Annotated in this window: 10 protein-coding genes and 2 pseudogenes; 6 read left to right on the forward strand and 6 right to left on the reverse strand. The window is 74.6% G+C overall.

Annotated features, from left to right (window positions below; genetic code table 11):
- Positions 1 to 45: 45 nt before the first annotated feature.
- Positions 46 to 5,835 (reverse strand): annotated as a pseudogene (locus tag ACGH2B_RS02275) (type I polyketide synthase); the annotation flags it as partial.
- Positions 5,836 to 6,307: 472 nt separating this feature from the next.
- On the opposite strand from ACGH2B_RS02275, the gene ACGH2B_RS02280 reads away from it, so the two are divergent.
- The 6 genes and pseudogenes from ACGH2B_RS02280 to ACGH2B_RS02305 form a co-directional block, all read left to right on the forward strand.
- The gene (locus ACGH2B_RS02280; RefSeq protein WP_399083216.1) at positions 6,308 to 7,366 is read left to right on the forward strand and encodes a beta-ketoacyl-ACP synthase III; all 1,059 of its coding nucleotides are present in this window, start codon (positions 6,308 to 6,310) and stop codon (positions 7,364 to 7,366) included.
- A complete protein-coding gene (locus ACGH2B_RS02285) occupies positions 7,363 to 7,623 on the forward strand; it encodes an acyl carrier protein (RefSeq protein ID WP_399083219.1) in 261 nt (86 codons plus the stop codon). Before ACGH2B_RS02280 ends, ACGH2B_RS02285 begins: the two co-directional genes overlap by 4 nt.
- Positions 7,624 to 7,668: 45 nt before the next feature.
- On the forward strand, positions 7,669 to 8,553 hold the full coding sequence (locus ACGH2B_RS02290; protein WP_399083222.1) for a TauD/TfdA dioxygenase family protein: 885 nt from the start codon (positions 7,669 to 7,671) through the stop codon (positions 8,551 to 8,553).
- Positions 8,550 to 9,071, forward strand: coding sequence for an FcoT family thioesterase (locus ACGH2B_RS02295; protein ID WP_399083225.1), 522 nt, complete (start codon positions 8,550 to 8,552; stop codon positions 9,069 to 9,071). Before ACGH2B_RS02290 ends, ACGH2B_RS02295 begins: the two co-directional genes overlap by 4 nt.
- Positions 9,072 to 9,139: 68 nt before the next feature.
- Entirely contained in the window at positions 9,140 to 9,919 is a 780-nt protein-coding gene (locus ACGH2B_RS02300) for a thioesterase II family protein (RefSeq protein WP_399083228.1), read from the forward strand.
- Positions 9,920 to 10,077: 158 nt separating this feature from the next.
- Positions 10,078 to 10,299: pseudogene (locus tag ACGH2B_RS02305) on the forward strand (response regulator transcription factor); the annotation flags it as partial.
- Between the two features lie 105 nt (positions 10,300 to 10,404).
- On the opposite strand, the gene ACGH2B_RS02310 reads toward ACGH2B_RS02305, so the two are convergent.
- From ACGH2B_RS02310 to ACGH2B_RS02330, 5 genes are all read right to left on the reverse strand, one after another.
- Positions 10,405 to 11,178 (reverse strand): BTAD domain-containing putative transcriptional regulator, encoded by a 774-nt coding sequence (locus tag ACGH2B_RS02310; RefSeq protein WP_399083231.1) that lies wholly within the window; start codon positions 11,176 to 11,178, stop codon positions 10,405 to 10,407.
- Between the two features lie 449 nt (positions 11,179 to 11,627).
- Complete coding sequence (locus ACGH2B_RS02315; protein WP_399083234.1) at positions 11,628 to 12,512, reverse strand: 3-hydroxybutyryl-CoA dehydrogenase; 885 nt, start codon at positions 12,510 to 12,512, stop codon at positions 11,628 to 11,630.
- Between the two features lie 64 nt (positions 12,513 to 12,576).
- On the reverse strand, positions 12,577 to 13,923 hold the full coding sequence (gene ccrA / locus ACGH2B_RS02320; protein WP_399083237.1) for a crotonyl-CoA carboxylase/reductase: 1,347 nt from the start codon (positions 13,921 to 13,923) through the stop codon (positions 12,577 to 12,579).
- 479 nt (positions 13,924 to 14,402) lie between these two features.
- The gene (locus ACGH2B_RS02325) at positions 14,403 to 15,953 is read right to left on the reverse strand and encodes a polyketide synthase (RefSeq protein WP_399083240.1); all 1,551 of its coding nucleotides are present in this window, start codon (positions 15,951 to 15,953) and stop codon (positions 14,403 to 14,405) included.
- A 580-nt stretch (positions 15,954 to 16,533) separates the two neighbouring features.
- Positions 16,534 to 17,727 carry a hypothetical protein gene (locus ACGH2B_RS02330; RefSeq protein WP_399083243.1) on the reverse strand — a complete coding sequence of 398 codons (1,194 nt, stop codon included), beginning with the start codon at positions 17,725 to 17,727 and terminating at the stop codon, positions 16,534 to 16,536.
- Between the last annotated feature and the right edge of the window lie 323 nt (positions 17,728 to 18,050).

Consider the following 18,050-nt stretch of genomic DNA (forward strand, 5'->3'; position numbering starts at 1 on the left):
GGGGTGTCGGGGGTTTCCATTGCGGACCTCGCTGTTGCCGTGCCGTCAGGAGTGGTCGTCGAGGGCGAGCCGGACCAGGGCGTCCACGTCCATCGCGGCGATGTCGGCGGTGTCCTCGGGGCCGCCGGGGCGGTGGACGGTGGTGGGCCCGGCCGGGGGCGTGGGGTGCGGTGCGCTGTCGTCCGGGAGCAGCCGTTCGCGCAGGTACCCGGCGATGTCGGCGGGGGTGGGGTGGTCGAAGACCAGGGTGGACGGCAGGCGCAGGCCGGTGACGCGGGAGAGGCGGTTGCGGAGTTCGACGGTGGTGAGGGAGTCGAAGCCGAGGTCGCCCAGGCGCCGGTCGGGTGCCGCGTCCCGGTCCTGGGCGCCGAGGACGGCGCGGACCTCCGTCTGGACCAGCCGGCGCAGGAGGCGGTCGCGTTCGGCCGGTGCGGCGGCCCGCAGCCGCTGCGCCAGGCCGTCCGGTTCCGCGCCGGTCCGCGCGGAGGCGGCGCGGCGCGGGGCGGCCGGTGCCGTGGAGCGCAGCAGGGCGGGCGGTTCGGCGCCGTGGGCGTGCGCGGCGGCCGGGGCCGGCGGGAGGGGGGCCAGCAGGGGTTCGGCGGTGGCGGTCGCGGTGTCGAAGAGGGCGAGGCCCTGCTCCGTGCCGAGGGTGCCGACGCCGAGGCGGGCGAGGCGGGCGGTGAGTCCGTCCTGGTCGAGGTGGCGGGTGAGGCCGGTCGATTCCTCCCACAGGCTCCAGGCGAGGGAGGTGGCGGGCAGGCCGTGGGCGGCGCGGTGCGCGGCGAGGGCGTCGAGGAAGGTGTTGGCGGCGGCGTAGTTGGCCTGTCCGGCGGTGCCCAGGAGTCCGGCGGCGGACGAGAACAGGGCGAACAGCCCCAGGTCGTGGCCGCGGGTCAGCTCGTGGAGGTGCCAGGCGGCCCGCACCTTGGGGTCGAGGACGCGGGCGGTGCGCTCGGCGGTGAGCGAGGGGACGACGCCGTCGTCCAGGACTCCGGCGGCGTGCACGACGGCGGTCAGCGGGTGGGCGGCGGGCACGGTGGCGAGGAGGTCGGCGAGTGCGGCGCGGTCGGTGGTGTCGCAGGCGGCGACGGTCACCGCGGCGCCCAGGGCGGTCAGTTCCGTCACGAGGTCCGCGGCGCCCGGCGCGTCGGGGCCGCGGCGGGAGGCGAGGACGACGTGGGCGAAGCCGTGGCGGCGCACCAGGTGGCGGGCGAGGGCGCCGCCGAGGGTGCCGGTGCCGCCGGTGATCAGCAGGGTGCCGTCCGGGTCGGGGGCGGCGGGTGCGGTGTGCGGTACGGGGCCGTCCGCCGGGCGGTACGGCGTCAGGCGCAGCCGTGCGGCGTGTCCGGCGCGCAGGGTGAGCTGCGGTTCCCCGGCGGCGCGCGCGGCGGCCACGGCGGCGGGCAGGGCGCGGCGGGAGGCGTCGGTGCCGTCGCTGTCCACGAGGAGGAACCGGCCGGGGTTCTCGGTCTGCGCCGAGCGCACCAGGCCCCACAGGGGTGCCGCGGCGAGGTCAGTGACGTCCTCCCCCGGTCCGGCGGCGACGGCACCGGAGGTGATGATCACCAGTTGGGCGGCGGCGCAGCGGTCGTCGGCGAGCCACTGCTGGAGGGTTTCGAGGAGCGTGGTGGTGGCGGTCCGCGCCGCGCCGGGCAGGTCGGGGCCGGACGGGCCGGTGCACGGCAGCAGGACGGTGGCGGGCGCCGGTTCCCCGGCGTCGAGGCGGGCGCGGAGCGCCGGGAGGCCGGGGTGGGCGGGCAGGCCCGGCGGGCAGGTGGCGGTGGCTGTGCCGAGCACCGCCCAGGTGGCGTCGGGGCCGGCCGCGGCGGGCGGGTCCCAGGGCTGCCACACGGGCCGGTGCAGGGCGCGGCCGTCGGCGGCGGGACGGAGCCGGTCGGCGGGGACGGGCCGGGTGACCAGGGAGCGGGCGGTGGCGACGGGGGTGCCTGTGGCGTCGGCCAGGTCGACGGCGACGGTGCCGGTGCCCCGCGGGGTCAGCCGGACCCGCAGATGGTCGGCGCCGGTGGCGTGGACGTGGACGCCGCTCCAGGTGAACGGCAGCCAGGGCCCGTCGGCGCAATCGTCGAGCCCGCCGTTCAGCAGCATCGGGTGGACCGCCGCGTCGAGGAGGGCGGGGTGCAGGGCGAACCGTCCGGCGTCGGGGACGGAGCCGGGCAGCTCGACCTCGGCGAGGAGGGTGTCGCCGTGGCGCCAGGCGGCGCGCAGCCCGCGGAAGGCGGGACCGTAGCCGAAGCCGCGGGCGGCGGTCCGGTCGTGGAAGTTGTCGAGGGGGACGGGGCGGGCGCCGGGCGGGGGCCAGGGGGCGGGGAGGGCGGCGCCGTCGGGACCGGCCCCGTCCGGCGGGGCCCCGTCCGCCGTGAGCGTTCCCGTCGCGTGCCGGGTCCAGGGTGCGTCCCCGTCGCCGCCGGGGCGGGCGTGGACGGTGACGGGGCGGTCGCCGTCCCCGTCGGGCGCGTCGACGGTGACCTGGAGGTGGACGGCGCCGCGCTCGGGGAGGAGGAGCGGGGTTTCCAGGACGAGTTCGGCGATCTGCGGGCAGCCGGTCTCCCGGCCGGCGCGCAGCAGCAGGTCGACGAAGGCGGTGCCCGGGAGCAGGACGGCTCCGCCCACGGCGTGGTCGGCGAGCCAGGGCTGCGCCGCCAGGGAGATCCGGCCGGTCATCACGGTGCCGCCGGTGGCGGGCAGGTCGAGGGCCGCTCCCAGGAAGGGGTGGTCCGCGGCGGTGACGCCGAGGGCCTCCGGGTCGCCGCGGCCGGCCGGCGGGGCGGGCCAGAACCGTTCGTGCCGGAACGCGTAGGTCGGCAGTTCGGTGCGGAGCGTCCGGGCGCGGGCCGGGTCGGCGCCGAGGACGGCGGGCCAGTCCAGGTCGACACCGCTGACGTACGCCTGCGCCAGCGACCGGGCGAGACGGTCCGCGCCGCCCTCGCCGCGGCGCAGCGTCTCCAGCACCACGCCCTCGTACTCGCCCTCCTCCAGGATCCGGTCCACCGCCGTCGTCAGGACGGGGTGGGCGCTCGCCTCGGCGAAGACCCGGAAGCCGCGCGCCAGGAGGTGGGTGACGGCGCCCTGGAAGTCGACGGTCTCGCGGAGGTTGCGGTACCAGTACGCGGCGTCCAGCGTCGCCGGGTCCTCCTCCCGGCCGGTCACCGTCGAGCAGAACAGCACGCCGTTGCCGGGCAGCGGCGTCACGTCCGCGAGGAGGGTGTGCAGCCGGTCGGCGAGGACCTCGGTCTGGGCGGAGTGGGAGGCGTAGTCGATGGGGATGCGGCGGGCCCAGATGCCGTCGGCGGCCATCCCGTCGAGGAACCGCGTCACCGCGGCGGCGTCGCCCGACACGGCGGTGGAGGAAGGGGAGTTGACGGCGGCGATGGTGAGGGCGCCGCCCCAGGCGGCGAGCTTCGCCTCGGTCTCGGCGCGGCCGAGCATCACCGTGGCCATCGCTCCGCGTCCGGCCAGTTCGGTGAGGAGTCCGGCGCGGAGCGCGACGATCTTCGCCGCGTCGTCGAGGGTGAGGGCCCCGGCGACGTACGCGGCGGCGATCTCGCCCTGTGAGTGCCCGACGACCGCCGCGGGGGTCACCCCGTGGTGGCGCCAGAGTGCGGCGAGCCCCGTCATGACGGTGAAGAGCGCGGGCTGTACCACCGCATCGCCCCGGTCGAGGGAGACGGCGTCGTCCTCGTCGCGGAGCAGGGCGGTCAGCGACCAGTCGAGGTAGGGCGCGAACGCCTCCTCGCAGCGGGCCACCCAGGCGGCGAACACGGGTGAGGAGTCGAGGAGTTCGCGGCCCATACCGGCCCACTGGGAGCCCTGGCCGGGGAAGACCAGCACCGCGCCCCCGGTGGGCGCGTTGCCCGCGGCGGTGCCGGTGACGACGGAGTCGGGCGCCGGGCCGGCGGCGAGCGCGTCCAGCGCGGTGGCCGCGGCCGTCCGGTCGGCGGCGAGCGCCACCGCCCGCCGCTCGAACCCGGTACGTCCCGCGAGGGCGGCGGCCACCACCGCGTCCGGCGCTCCGGTGGTGCGCAGGTACTCCGCCGCCCGCCCCGCCTGGGCGCGCAGCGCGGCGTCGCCGCGTCCGGAGACCGGCCACAGCAGCGGCCCTTCGGCACCGCGCGGCACCGCTGCCGGTTCCCGGTCCGCCGGGGGCGGGGCCTGTTCCACGATCACGTGGGCGTTGGTGCCGCTCATGCCGAAGGAGGAGACCCCGGCACGGCGCGGCCGTCCGGTGGCCGGCCAGGGCACGGCCTCCCGGGCGATCTCGACGGCGCCCGCCGCCCAGTCGACGTGCGAGGACACCTCGTCGACGTGCAACGACGCCGGGACCAGGCCGTGTTCCAGGGCGAGGACGGCCTTGATGACCCCGGCGACACCGGCGGCGGCCTGGGTGTGCCCGATGTTGGACTTCACCGAGCCCAGCAGCAGCGGCGGGTCCTGCGGCGTGCGCTGTCCGTAGGTGGCCAGCAGCGCCTGTGCCTCGATCGGATCACCCAGCGCGGTCCCGGTGCCGTGCGCCTCGACCACGTCCACATCGCGTGCGGACAGGCCCGCGGAGTCCAGCGCCTGACGGATCACCCGCTGCTGCGCCGGACCGCTCGGCGCCGTCAGACCGTTCGACGCACCGTCCTGATTCACCGCCGAACCCCGCACCACACCCAGAATCCGGCGTCCGGCCCGCACCGCGTCCGACAACCGCTCCAGGACGAGCATGCCGACGCCCTCGGCGGGCCCGAAGCCGTCGGCGCCCTCGGCGAAGGCGCGGCAGCGGCCGTCCGGGGACAGGGCGCGCTGGCGGCTGAAGCCCAGGTGGACGCTGGGCCCGGAGAGGACCGTCACGCCGCCGGCCAGCGCCAGCGCGCACTCCCCCTGGCGCAGCGCCTGCGCCGCCAGATGCAGCGTCACCAGCGACGACGAGCACGCCGTGTCGACGGTCAGGGCCGCGCCCTCCAGCCCGAGCGTGTAGGCGATGCGCCCGGAGGCGACGCTGTGGTGCGTGCCGGTCGTGTAGTACATGTCGCTGTCCGGGACGGGCCGGGCGGTCAGCGCGTGATCGAAGTCGGCGACCCCGGCGTAGACCGCGGTACGGGAGCCGCGCAGCCCGGTGGGGTCGATACCGGCGCGCTCCAGCGCCTCCCACGACGTCTCCAGCAGCAGCCGCTGCTGCGGGTCCATGACCAGCGCCTCGCGGGGCGAGATACCGAAGAACGCGGCGTCGAACCCGGCGGCGTCGAGGAAACCGCCCTCCCGGACGTAGCTGGTGCCCGACCGGTCGGGGTCCGGGTCGTACAGCGCGTCCAGGTCCCAGCCCCGGTCGCGGGGGAACGGGCCGATGGCGTCACCCTCGGCCACCAGGAGCCGCCAGAGGTCTTCGGGCGAGCCGACGCCGCCGGCGAAGCGGCAGGCCATGCCGACGATGACGACCGGGTCGTCGTCGCCGGACCCTGCCGGGCCGGGATCGGGGGCGGCGGACCCGGCGGGCGACGCGGGGGCTGCGCCCGCCGGGGCGCTGTCTCCGGCCGCCGGTTCCGTGGCCGGGGCGGTGTCGGTCAGCAGGGTGTCGAGGAAGGCGGCGAGCGCCGCCGGGGTGGGGTGGTCGAAGACCAGGGTGGACGGCAGGCGCAGACCGCTCCCGGCGCCGAGCCGGTCCCGCAGGTCGACCGCGGTGAGGGAGTCGATCCCCAGGTCGAGGAAGGGCACCTCGGACGCGTCCTCCGGCACGGCGTACCCGAGCAGCTCCTCCAGGTGCGCGCGGACCACGCCGAGCAGCAGCCCGCGCCGCTCCCCGGCGGGGAGGCCGGCGGCAGGCCGGAAGAGTGCCGAATTCGATTCCATGGGAAACGCGCCTCCAATAATCCGCGCGGTACCGCGTGCCGGTATCACACGGGCAAGCTGAAAAGCGTCGATGGCGCCCGGAGGAATTCCGCGCCGCGGCGCTCCGGACAGCAGGTCATTTCATACGCCGCGGACCGTCACACCCGCAACCGCCCCTGCGGTGCACCAGGAGGGAAATCGGCGCGGTGCGGTACCGTGCGGAAACCCCGCGCCTCCACCCACTCCCCTGTCTCACCAGGTCAGAGCCGCCATTCTCATGACTCGGCAGCGGCATCCCCCTCACCCGGCACCCTGCCCGGCGCCTTTAGAGCGGCTTTAGAATCGCTTCAGAAACGCGCCCCGAGATTGACAGACAACGCCGTTTCGCCTTTTCCTGAGTACACCTCTCCCAACGGGTCCGGAAATTCCCTGGATGAATTCTCCGCCCGTTCTCTCTCTTTTTCAGAGGCTGGTCGTGAACATGAGCGGAATACCTCCCGGACCGGCCGGACGCGCCGCCGTGCTGTGCGGTGTCGGCGGCCGGCTGCCCGAACGGATCGTCAGCAACGCGGAACTCTCCGCGCGGCTGGAGACCACCGACGAGTGGATCACCACCCGCACCGGCATCCGCAACCGCCGTGCCGCCGCCCCCGGCGAGGCCACCTCCGACCTGGCCGTCGAGGCCGGACGGCAGGCACTGCGCGCGGCGGGCGGGGAGCCGGCGGACACCGTCCTGGTCGCCACGGCCACCCCCGACCGCCGCTGCCCGGCCACCGCTCCCCTGGTGGCCGCCCGCCTCGGGCTGACGGGCGCCGCCGCCTTCGACGTCTCGGCGGTCTGCACCGGCTTCGTCTACGGACTCGCCACCGCCGCCGGACTGATCGCCACGGGCGTCTCCGAACGGGTCCTGCTCATCGGGGCGGACGTCTACTCGTCCATCGTCGACCCGGCGGACCGCACCAACGCCATCATCTTCGGCGACGGCGCCGGAGCCGTCGTCCTGCGCGCCGGGACCCCCGGTGAGCCGGGCGCGATCGGCCACTTCGACCTCGGCAGCGACGGCGACGCGGAGGACGCCATCATCATCGCGGCGGGCGGCTCCCGCAGCCCCGTCACGGAGCACACCCCGCGCGCCGAGAGGCATTTCGCGATGCGCGGCAAGGAGGTCTACCGGCACGCGGTCCTCCGTATGACGGCGTCGTCCCGGGCCACCCTCGCGGCGGCCGGATGGCGGCCCGAGGACGTCGACCACCTCGTCGCCCACCAGGCCAACCTGCGCATCCTGCACTCCGTGGCGGACGCCACCGGCATCTCCCGCGACCGCTGCGTCCGGCACCTCGTCGACGTCGGCAACACCGGCGCCGCCTCCATCCCGCTCGCCCTCGGACACGCCCACGACACCGGTGCCCTCGTGCCAGGCGACCGGGTGCTGCTCACCGGCTTCGGCGGTGGCCTCACCTGGGGCTCGTGCGCACTGCGCTGGCCCGACCTCAGCCCTGGAACCGGCCGGCGAAGCACCGGCGGAAAGGACCCCCGATGACCGACACCCTGAACGACGCCACGTTCCGGCGCCTCGTCGCCGTCGTCCTGGACAACCACGACGCCCCGGCCGAGCAACTGACCCCGGAGGCCACCTACCTGGACCTCGGCGTCGACTCGCTGACCCTCGTCGAGCTGTCGCTGCGCATCGAGCGCGCGCTCGGTGTCGAGATGGGCCTCGACGAGCTGACCGAGGACCTGACGCTGGCGCAGACCGCGCACCTGATCGACACGAAGCTCGCCGCCCGGGCCGCCTGACCGCCCCGCGCGGCGTCCCGTCCACCCCTCTCAGGAGAACCGCCCATGCAGATCACCCCGCAGGCCGGAAAGCAGCTCGGCGTCACCGTCGAGGGCTTCGACCACACCACCGCCTCCGAGGCGGACGTCGCGCGCGTCCGGTCCGCCGTCTACGAGCACAAGATCGTCGTACTGAAGGGGCAGCACCTGTCCCCGCAGTCCTTCCACGACCTCGGCTCCCGGTTCGGCCGCCCCGAGGCGTACTACGAGCCGATGTACCACCACCCCGACAACGCCGACATCTTCGTCTCGTCGAACGTTCCGGAGAACGGCAAGCAGATCGGCGTGCCCAAGACCGGCAAGTTCTGGCACGCCGACTACCAGTTCATGCCGGACCCGTTCGGCATCACCCTCATCCACCCGCAGGTCGTCCCGGAGAAGAACCGCGGCACGTACTTCCTCGACATGGGCGCCGCGTACCGCCGGCTGCCCGAGGAGCTGAAGGAGGCGGTGGCGGGCACCAACGGACGGCACAGCGTCCGCAAGTACTTCAAGATCCGCCCGTCGGACGTCTACCGCCCGATCTCCGAGATCATCGAGGAGGTGGAGCGCAAGACCCCGGCGGTGCTGCACCCCACCACCTTCACCCACCCGATCACCGGTGAGACGGTCCTCTACATCAGCGAGGGCTTCACCATGGGTCTGGAGGACGCCGACGGCAACCCGCTCGACGACGAACTCCTCAAGCGGCTCTTCGACGTGACCGGCCAGCTCGACGACGCGATGACGCACGAGGCCCTCCACCTCCAGGAGTTCGAGAAGGGCGACCTGCTCATCTGGGACAACCGCAGCCTCATCCACCGCGCCCGCCACACCACCACGCCCGAGCCGACCGTCTCGCACCGCGTCACCGTGCACGACGCGCACCCGCTGTACGAGAAGAGCGCATGAGCACACCCGAGACGTTCCACGCCTGCGATCCGGAGCTGCTGGCCCGGGTACTGCGCCCCTACAAAGCACACTGCAAGTACCTGACCTCGGCGGATGTCACGACGGACGGCGAGCGCCTGACGGCCCGCTGCACGTTCGCGATCCCGGAGTCCTGCTACATCGACGACACCGGGCATCTGAACTCCGTCGAGGTCAACATCTGTTACAACCAGATGATGTATTACGCGCTCGCGGTCGCGGTGCGCGAGAAGCTGGTGCCGCAGCTCGCGGAGTGGACGATGGCGGACTACTGGCAGCGGCAGCTCCCCGGCATCCTCATCGTCCGGTTCGGCAGCCGCTTCCCCCGCCCCGTCGATCCGCGCGCCTTCCACGGGGAGTTCGTCCTGGAGCGGATGATCCGGCGCACGCCTCGCGACGGCGCCCCGCTGCTCATCGCCGAGACGGCCCACCGCTACCACGACGATCAGGGCGGCCGGTGCGACGGCACCGCCACCCTCGTCCTCACCGGTCTGCCCTGAGCCGCGGCGGCCCGGCGTCACCGCGCCGCCGGGCGGCCCTCCGGCCTCCCCCTCCCGGAAGGACCCCGTTGCAGCCCACCGACTCCCCCCGGACCGCCCCCGCCCGGGGCACCCCCTGGATCCGCCGCTTCGGCACCGTCCGCGGCGGCGTGCCCCTGGTGTGCTTCCCGCACGCCGGCGGCTCCGCCAGCTCGTACGTGACGCTCTCCCGGCACCTGGCGCCCCGCGTCGAGGTCTGGGCGGTGCAGTACCCCGGGCGCCAGGAACGGCGCCGTGAACCGCTGTTCACGGAGATCGCGGGCCTCGCCGACGCCGCGTTCGAGGCGCTGCGGCCCCATCTGACGGCGCCGTTCGCCTTCTTCGGGCACAGCATGGGCGCCGTGGTCGCCTTCGAGGTGGCCCGGCGGTGCGAGGCGGCGGGTACCGGACCGGTGCGGCTGTTCGCGTCCGCGCGACGGGCGCCGTCGGTGCCGTCCCCCGGGAACATCCGGCTGCGGGACGACGACGGGCTGGTCGCGGAGATCGAACGGCTGGGCGGGGTCGCCCCCGGAGTCCTGGACGATCCGGAGCTGCGCGCCATGGTCCTGCCGGTGGTCCGCGCCGACTACCGGGCGATCGAGACGTACCTCAGCGGCCCCGGCGCGACGGTCGGCTGTCCGCTGACGGTGCTCTGCGCCGACGCCGACCCGGCCCTCGCGGTACCCGAGGCCGGCGCCTGGCGCGCCCACACCACCGGCCCGTTCGACGTCTCGGTCCACCCCGGCGGCCACTTCTACCTCGACGCGCGGGCCGCCGCGGTGGCCGCGGAGATCACCGGGGCGCTGTCCGGTCCGCCGGCACGGCCCTGACCCCGGCCGGGGGGCTCACGGTGCGCCCCTCCAACTGGGGGTACCTCCTCTACCCGCCCTTCGGCATGCTCGTCCGCGATGGCCGACGACCAAGGAGAACCACGGTGATCAGCCGGCTGCGGCCGCATCGGTACGGGTGGATGCCGCCGGACACGGGCGGCCTCGAAAAGCTCACGTCCAGGGAGCGTGAGGTCCTTCTCCTGGTGACGCAGGGCCTGTCCAACGCGGAGATCGCCGAACACCTGGTGGTGTCGGCCGCGACCGTCAAGACCCACGTCGGGCGGATGCTCGCCAAACTCCAGCTACGCGACCGCGTCCAAGCGGTGATCTTCGCGTACGAGTGCGGTCTCGTGCGGGCGGGGCAGGACCGGACCGGCTGAGCCGCCGGGCGGGGCGACGCGGGCACCGGCGGGGCGGCCGGACCGCTCGCCGCCCCGCCCGGCTTTCCTTCGCCGCTGCTCCGTTCCGGCTTCCCCGAGGGCGCCTCACCCCGCCAGTTGCATGTCCCGCGCGGCGCCGTCGGCGAGCAGGATCGTCCGCTGCAACTCCCGCAGTTCCCAGGAGGGTTCGAGGCCCAGCTCCCGGCGGAGGGTGTCGCGGGCGCACTGATAGGTCCGCAGCGCCTCGGCGCGCCGGCCCGAGCGGGACATGCACAGGATCAGTTGCCGGTAGAACGCCTCGTGGAGCGGGTGTTCGGCGAGCAGTGCGCGCAGAGCACCCGTCATCTCCTGGTACCGGCCCAGGGCGATGCCGGACGCCACGAAGAGTTCGGCGCATTCGATGCGCGCCTCCGCCATCCATCTCGCGCATCCGCCGGTGATCGGCCCTGCGGCGGCGCCGTCCAGCACCGTTCCACGGTGCAGCGACAGCGCGGCGCCCAGCAGCTCCACGGCCCGTTCGTGGGTGCCCGCGCGGGCGGCGCGGCGGCCGTCCCGCAGCAGGCACTGGAAACGGTGCAGGTCCAGCTCGCCGGGGGCGAGCCGCAGTACGTAGCCGGGTGCCGTGGTCGCGATCGGGGTGCCGGTTCGCCCGGGGCGGGTGAGGAGCTTGCGTAGCTGGGAGACGTGGACGTGGAGGGAGGCGGTGGCGCGGCGGGGCGGGGCACTCCCCCAGATCTCGTTGCTCAGCTCGTCCCGGGAGACGACGCGGTTGGCCTTGATGAGCAGTGCCGCCAACAGGATCTGCATCTTCGGTGCGCTGACCGCCACGACGGACCGGTCATCGGTCACCCGAAGCGAACCCAGAATCTCGTACCGCACGAATGGCTCCTCGCTCTGCAGATTCATTCCGTCATTCCCGTACCCCGGCGACCGCGGCGCGGAATTTCCTTCGATCGCCGCCGTATTCACCGTTCCGGCACACGGAGATTGATTTTCCGGAGTCCGGTCCGGGGTTTTCCACGGGAAATGTGGTGGGCCCTCGGGTCTTCCGTCGCATCGGACGCGTTCCGGCCGTGGCCCCTTCTCGCTCCGTGCACCGTCAGTACCGCCGGAGCGTGCTGTCAATGTATCGGGGCGGCGTCCTTGGCGTGAACCCCAGTCTCTCCGCCCGCCCCCTTAGGGGACCCCCGATGAACAGGGGTTGGTGTACGGAAATTCCGGCGCGGTGCGCCGAAGCCTTCGATGTTCCGGCCGGAGAGAGCCAAGTACCGTCCCCCGCAACCGGGTTCGCGCGGCGCGGCACGGGCGGAAGGCGACGCTCCGCGAGGTCAGCCGTAGGTGTAGAAGCCGCGGCCGGTCTTCTTGCCGAGCAGTCCGCTCTCGACCATCCGCAGCAGAAGGGCGGGCGGCGCGTACAACGCCTCCTTGAACTCGTCGTACATCGCGGACGCCGTCGAGGCGACCACGTCGAGGCCGATCAGGTCGACGAGCCGGAGCGGGCCCATGGGGTGCGAACAGCCGCCGGTCATGCCCTGGTCGATGGCCTCCGCGGTGGCGACACGGCTCTCGACCATCCGGACGGCTGCCAACAGGTACGGCACGAGCAGGGAGTTGACCAGGAAGCCGGCCCGGTCGGGCACGGCGATGACGCGCTTGCCGAGAAGGTCGCGGACGACGTGTTCGGCCCGCGCGCGGGTGGCGGGGGCGGTGCGCAGGGAGCCGACCAGTTCGACGAGGGGCATCGCGGCGACGGGGGTGAAGAAGTGGGTGCCGATGACACGTTCGGGGCGGCGGGTCGCGGCGCCCAGGCGGGCGATCGACAGCGAGGAGGTGTTGGTGGCGAGCACCGCGTCCGGGTCGGTGACCACGGCGTCCAGGGTGCCGAACACCTCCGCCTTCAGCGCCTCCCTCTCCGGCACCGCCTCGATGACGAACTGCCGGTCGGCGAGGTCGCCCAGCTCGGCGGTGAAGACGGTGCGCTCCAGCGCCTCGTCCCGTTCGGCCCTGGTGAGCCGCGCCTTCGCCACGTGCCGGTCGAGGAGGGCGGTGAGGCGGTCGCGGCCGCGGCCCGCGGCCGCCGGTCCGGAGACGGCGACGGTCACGTCCAGGCCGGCCCGGGCACAGAGTTCGGCGATGCCCGCGCCCATGGTGCCGCTGCCGACGATGCCGATGCGGTGAACCGGTGCGGTAGGCGTACAGAGGTCCTCTGGCATGTCGCTCCTCTTTTCTTCGGTCGCCGGGGAGTGCCCGGCCGGGCGGGATAGGCCGTGGGTCCGGTCAGGCGGCAGCGCCGCCGGGCAGCTCCCGCAGGGGGTTGAGGCGCTGTGCCCCGATGCGGGCGCGCAGCTCCGGATCGGTGACGCCCAGCCCTTCCTCCGGGGCCATGCAGAGCACGCCGACCTTGCCGACGTGTGCGTTGAGCTGCACCGAGCGCGCCGCCTCGCCGACGTCGGTCAGGGGGTGGACGGCCGACAGGACGGGCGTCAGGAGGCCCAGCCGGAACAGCCGGTTGCACTCCCACTGCTCCTGGAGGTTGGCGGCGTGGCTGCCGAGGATCCGCTTGAGGTTCATCCACAGATAGCGGTTGTCGTAGGAGTGCTGGTAGCCGGTGCTGGAGCCGCAGGTGATGACGGTGCCGCCGCGGCGGACCACGAACACCGAGATGCCGAAGGTGGCGCGGCCGACGTAGTCGAAGACGACGTGCGGGTCCTCGCCGACGGCAGCCCGGATGGCCCGGCCCAGGCGCTTACCGCGTTCGAGGGTCTCCTCCGGCGTCGGGGCGTCGTCGCCGATGCCGATCTCGCGGCGGTCGATGACCACGTCGCAGCCCAGTTTCCGCAGCAACTCGGCCTTGCGGTCGGAGCCGACCACGCCGATGGGGATGCCGCCGGCGTTCTTCACCATCTGCACGGCGAAGGAGCCGAGCCCGCCGGTCGCGCCCCAGATGAGCACGATGTCGCCCTGCTTGATCCGGGCGCCCTTGTCGCTGACCAGCATGCGGTAGCTGGTCACCGCGGTCAGATTGGTGCTCGCCGCCTCCTCCCACGTCAGATGCGCGGGCTTGTCGAGGAGTTGGCTGGCGCGGACGACGGCGTAGTGTGCGAGGCCGCCGAAGTTGGTCTCGAAGCCCCAGGCCCGCTGACCGGCGCCGAGCATGCCGTCGTTGTGGGTGGCGGGCTCCTGGTCGTCCACCTGCACACAACTGACGACCACGTGGTCGCCGGCCCGCCAACGCCGCACCCCCGCACCGGTCTTGACGACCACTCCGGCGGCGTCGGAGCCGATCACCTGGTACGGCTGGTCGTGGCGGGTGGCGAAGCCGCCCTCCCGGGCGAACTTCTTCAGGAAGTTGAAGGTCGGCAGCGGCTCGAACATCGCCGACCACACGGTGTTGTAGTTGATGGAGCTGGCCATGACGGCGACCACGACCTCGTCCGGCGCGATCTCCGGCATCGGCACCTGACCGACGCGCAGGGATTTCCGGACGTCTTTGTCCGCCACGCCGTCGAACATACCGGCGTCCTCCGCCCGGAGATGAGCGGCGAGATAGCTGTCCGGCAGCTCATGACGTTCGATCTCTTCCGGTGTGGCTCCACCGAGCAGGGCAGCGGACAAGGAATCCATGGATTTCCCTTTCTCCCATGAAGTGATGCGCATTCCGACGCGCCGGCCGCACGGTCCGAAGGTCCCAGAGATGCGGCTGCCGAATTCACCGTCGGACATGGCGGCGGGCCCTGCGTTCCTCGCCGGGTGCACACGTCCCGACAGGGGCCCTGTCAAACAGGTACGTTAAGCAGGGCCGAGCAGGGCCCTCAAGCCCCTAGGCCCCCTACAATCCGGCCCGCGCGAGAAAGGGGCCGACGAATTGACCTCCCTGCCTTTGGGCGAGAACTCCCGCGCATAGGGGTTTTGGAATTTCCGGGCCGGGGGCGGCGGATCCGGCACGCCGGTCCGGGAACGCCCCGCAGGGCCGCGCGCCCACCGCCCCCGGAACAACACGACGCCGCACCGGGCGGACCCGGTGCGGCGTCAGGGGCGGGCGGAGGCGGCACAATCGGCCGCCTCGCCGCCGGCAGGGAGCGAACGCGGTGGTGACCGCCGCCTCAGCGGTGGCCGGCCAGCTCCAGCAGGCGGGAGAGGAGACCGGCCTCGCGCAGGCGCTGGAGGGGCAGTTCGCCGAGTATCTCCAGCACCTGCTCGTCGTCCAGCCCGGCGGCCAGGTCGACCGGGGGCTCCTCCCCCGGCCGGGAGGCGGCCGCCGGTTCCGCCGCGACCGGTGCCGCGACCGGCACGGTGGCCGGGGCCTCCTGCGGCAGCGGGCCCGCGGGCTCGGCGGGAGCGGTCGGCGGGGCGGCCGGCGGCAGGGGCTGCCGGGCGGCGGGCCGCGCCGCGGGGGCGGTCAGGGCGTCCGCGATGTCCACGGGCCGGAAGCCGGGGCGGGCCGCGAGCCGCACGCTGGCCCGCGCCGCGCGGGCCCGCATCGCCGCGGCGGCGTCCACCGGGTCCACCGCCGGGCCGCTGCCGGGCCGCGGCACCCCGTGGTTGCCCGAACGGGACTCGCAGGCCGGGCCCGCGGTGGCTCCCGGGCGGCGCACCGCCCCGTCGGACAGCACCAGATGGCAGGCGGCGCCGTCACCGTACGCGCCGACACCGGCCAGCACCGGCTCGCTGCCCCGCCGCGGCTGCGACGCCCGGGGGCGGCCCGCCCCCTCCGAGGCGCGCAGGTACAGCACCGTCTTCACGAGCGCGGCGGCGGCGCCCTCCGGGCAGCCGGCGCCGGCGCCCGCGGGCAGCGGCTCCCGTGCCGGGCGGCCCCCCGTACCGGCGGCCACCGCGGTCCGCACCGGGCCCGCGGTGGTGGCCAGTTCGACGAACCGGACCGCGGCGGGCTCGACGCGGGCGTGGGCGCAGGCCCGGCGCGCCGCCTCCTCCTCGGCGGCGCGCGGCCCGGCCGTCGCGCCCCCGTCGTGGCTGACCGCGCCGCCCCTGATCAGGCAGTGCACGGTGTCGCCGTCGGCGAGCGCCCGGCGCAGCGTCTTGAGGACGAGGAGACCGCCGTCGGCGCGCGCCGTCCCGGCGTCGGCACCGGGCACGGAGACCCCGCCGGCCAGGGCCTCGTCGCACTCGCCGCCGCGCAGCGCCAGGCAGGCGAGGTGCACGGCGGTCAGCGCCGAGGAGCGGCCGGTGTCCAGCACCAGGCTCGGGCCGCGCAGGCCGAGTGCGGCCGAGAGCCGGCCCGCGAGGGTGCCGCTCCCCGCGCCGTCCGCCGCGCGTCCGGCGCCCGGCTCGCCCGCGCCGATGAACACGCCCGTGCCGCTGCCCGCCAGCCCCTCGGGGAGGATCCCGGCGCTCTCCAGGGCCTCACGGGCGAGGTCGACGGCGAGCCGCTGACGCGGATCGGGAAGAGCGGTGTCCTCGACGGGAAGCCCGAACGCCTCCGGGCCGAACCAGCGCGCCGCGCCGCCGGCCCCGTCGCGCGCCGGCACGTCTCCCGGCGCGTCCGACGGCGCCGGGCCGTCCTGGACCAGCCGCCAGAAGGCGTCGGGGCCGTCCGCCCCTGGGAACCGGCAGGACAGTCCGACGACCGCGATGGCGTCGTTCTCTGCCGGCGCGATCCGCCCCGTGCCCGTGTCCGCCTCGGAAACGATACCCATCTCATGTCCTCTCGCACGCCGCGCGCCGCGGCCGGCCGGATACCCGGCAGCCGCCCCGCCGCCACTCCGCTTGTGCCGGCACGCCATGTGTGTCCGTGTGCCGGGACTCTCCACGTCCCGGCCGCCCGTCCCGGTGGTCATGACCGCGGCCGGCCGCTCCGGTCACCTTCCGCGTGGTGCGGAGGAGGCGCCGGACGAAGACGGTTCACCGCCGCCGTCGCGTCCGTACGCCCTGTGACACCAAAAGCGTCCCGCCCTCGGTCACCGGGCAGAGTTTCCGCTTCCCGGTCCCGCGGTGCCGGACGGGGCGCGGGCCTGCGCCCCTTCCGCCCCGGCCGCCGGCCACCGCGCGGCCCCGGTCGATGCCTCCATTCTCCAACCGGCGTACGCCCCGCGCAGCGCACACCAACCCCTATCGCCCCCTATAAATCGTCTGTCCACAGGGGGCGTATCCCCCGAAGCGGGCTCCCCGTACGGCGCCTGCCGACAGGCTTCGGTGGGTATGGCGCCCGCCCGCGAACAGCCGTCCCCGCCGCCCTGCGCGGGCGACGGGGACGGTGGTCTGAGCCTGCTGGTGCGGTCAGGCGGTGCACTTCACGGCGACGGCGGACGCCGCGTGGTGCGCGCCCTCGAACCCGGCGCCGAAGTCGATGCCCTGGGTGTGGAGTTTGACGGTGAGGTGGCCGCCGCTGATCGGGTAGGTGCCGCCGTCGGCCCAGTCCCCGCGCTTCTTGGTCTGGTCGACGGTGAAGTCGCCGAGCGCCTTACCCGTCGCGGACGCCGCCCCGAACACGGAGTAACGGGTGGGGTGGCCGCCGACGTGCTTGATGTCGTCGTCCTTCGGCACCTGGACGCGGACCTGGCAGCTACCGGACTTCACCGCGTCCGTGGCGAAGGTCCACAGCACGTAGTTGCCGTCGTCACCCTTGTCGCCCGCCATCGGGACGGAGACGAAGGAGCCGTCGCAGCCGTCCTTCGTCCAGCCGCCGCTCTTGTGCGTCGTCCAGCCCTCGTCGCCGTCGGTGTAGGTGCCGTGCTCCTTGTAGCCGGTGGACTTGTCGGTGCAGCCCGGCCCGGCCATCGCGGTGTAGGTGGCGCCGCCCGCCGGGGCCCCGCCCTGTCCGCCGTCCCCGGAACCGCCCGACGCCGCACCGCCGTCGGGCGCCTGCTGCCCCTGCGGCTGCTCGGCGCCGGGCACCACACCGGCGCCGCGACCCTGCCCGTCGTAGTCGGACGCCGCGGGCGGCGCCGCCTTCTCGTGCCCCCCACCGGACGTCAACTGCGAGATGAGGAACGGCGAGCACAGCAGCAGCACCCCGGCGATCCCCGCGGCGGCCACCATCGGCTTCGACAGCCGCCCGCCCGGGGCCACCAGCCCCGTCGAGGTGTCGGAGTCCGCGGAGGCGGAGGTGGCCCCGGAGGACGCAGCGGAAGCTGAAGCGGAGGACGAAGCGGCCGCCGCCGGCGCGCCCTTGGCGGCCGCCGCCTTCCCGGTGTCCGCCGCCGCGGCCGCCTCCCCCGCACCGGCTGCCTTCCCCTCCGTGGCGCCGCGCGCCGCGGTGTCCGGGGTACCCCGCAGGGCGGAGGCGATGTCCCCGGAGTCGAGGGGCGCGGTCGCACCGTCCACGCCGGACGGCCCGCCGACCACCCCCGCCGCCGGCTCGGCCGGCGCCTTCGCCGCGGCCGCTTCGACGGCGGTGGCCTCGCCACCCACCGGCCCATCGGCCGAACTCCGCCGTGCGCCGCCCCCCTTACGGGACTCTTCCTGCTCCATGGGCGCCATCATCTCCTCTTCCGCTGCTGCTGTGGGTGGGTGTGGGGACGGCCGCCTGCTGCGGGAAGCGGCCGGGAAAGGGGTGCGCGGCTCCCTGCGAGGGGCCCGTCACCGGACGAGCGCCGGGTTCACGAGGCCGGCGCCGCTGTCCGGCCGTACGGTCGACGGTGCCGGGACGCCCGTCCCCTCGCCGCGCGCCGGTGAGTGGGAACCGGGACGACGACAACGTCCGGCTCGCGAAGGATCATATCCGGGCCTGCACGACGGATGATGTGGCTCCGGCCTGCCAAGGAGCGTCCGATCCGGCCGGGGAACGGCACCCC

Origin of the sequence: Streptomyces sp. BBFR2 (assembly GCF_044497305.1) — a bacterium.
Classification (GTDB): Bacteria; Actinomycetota; Actinomycetes; order Streptomycetales; family Streptomycetaceae; genus Streptomyces.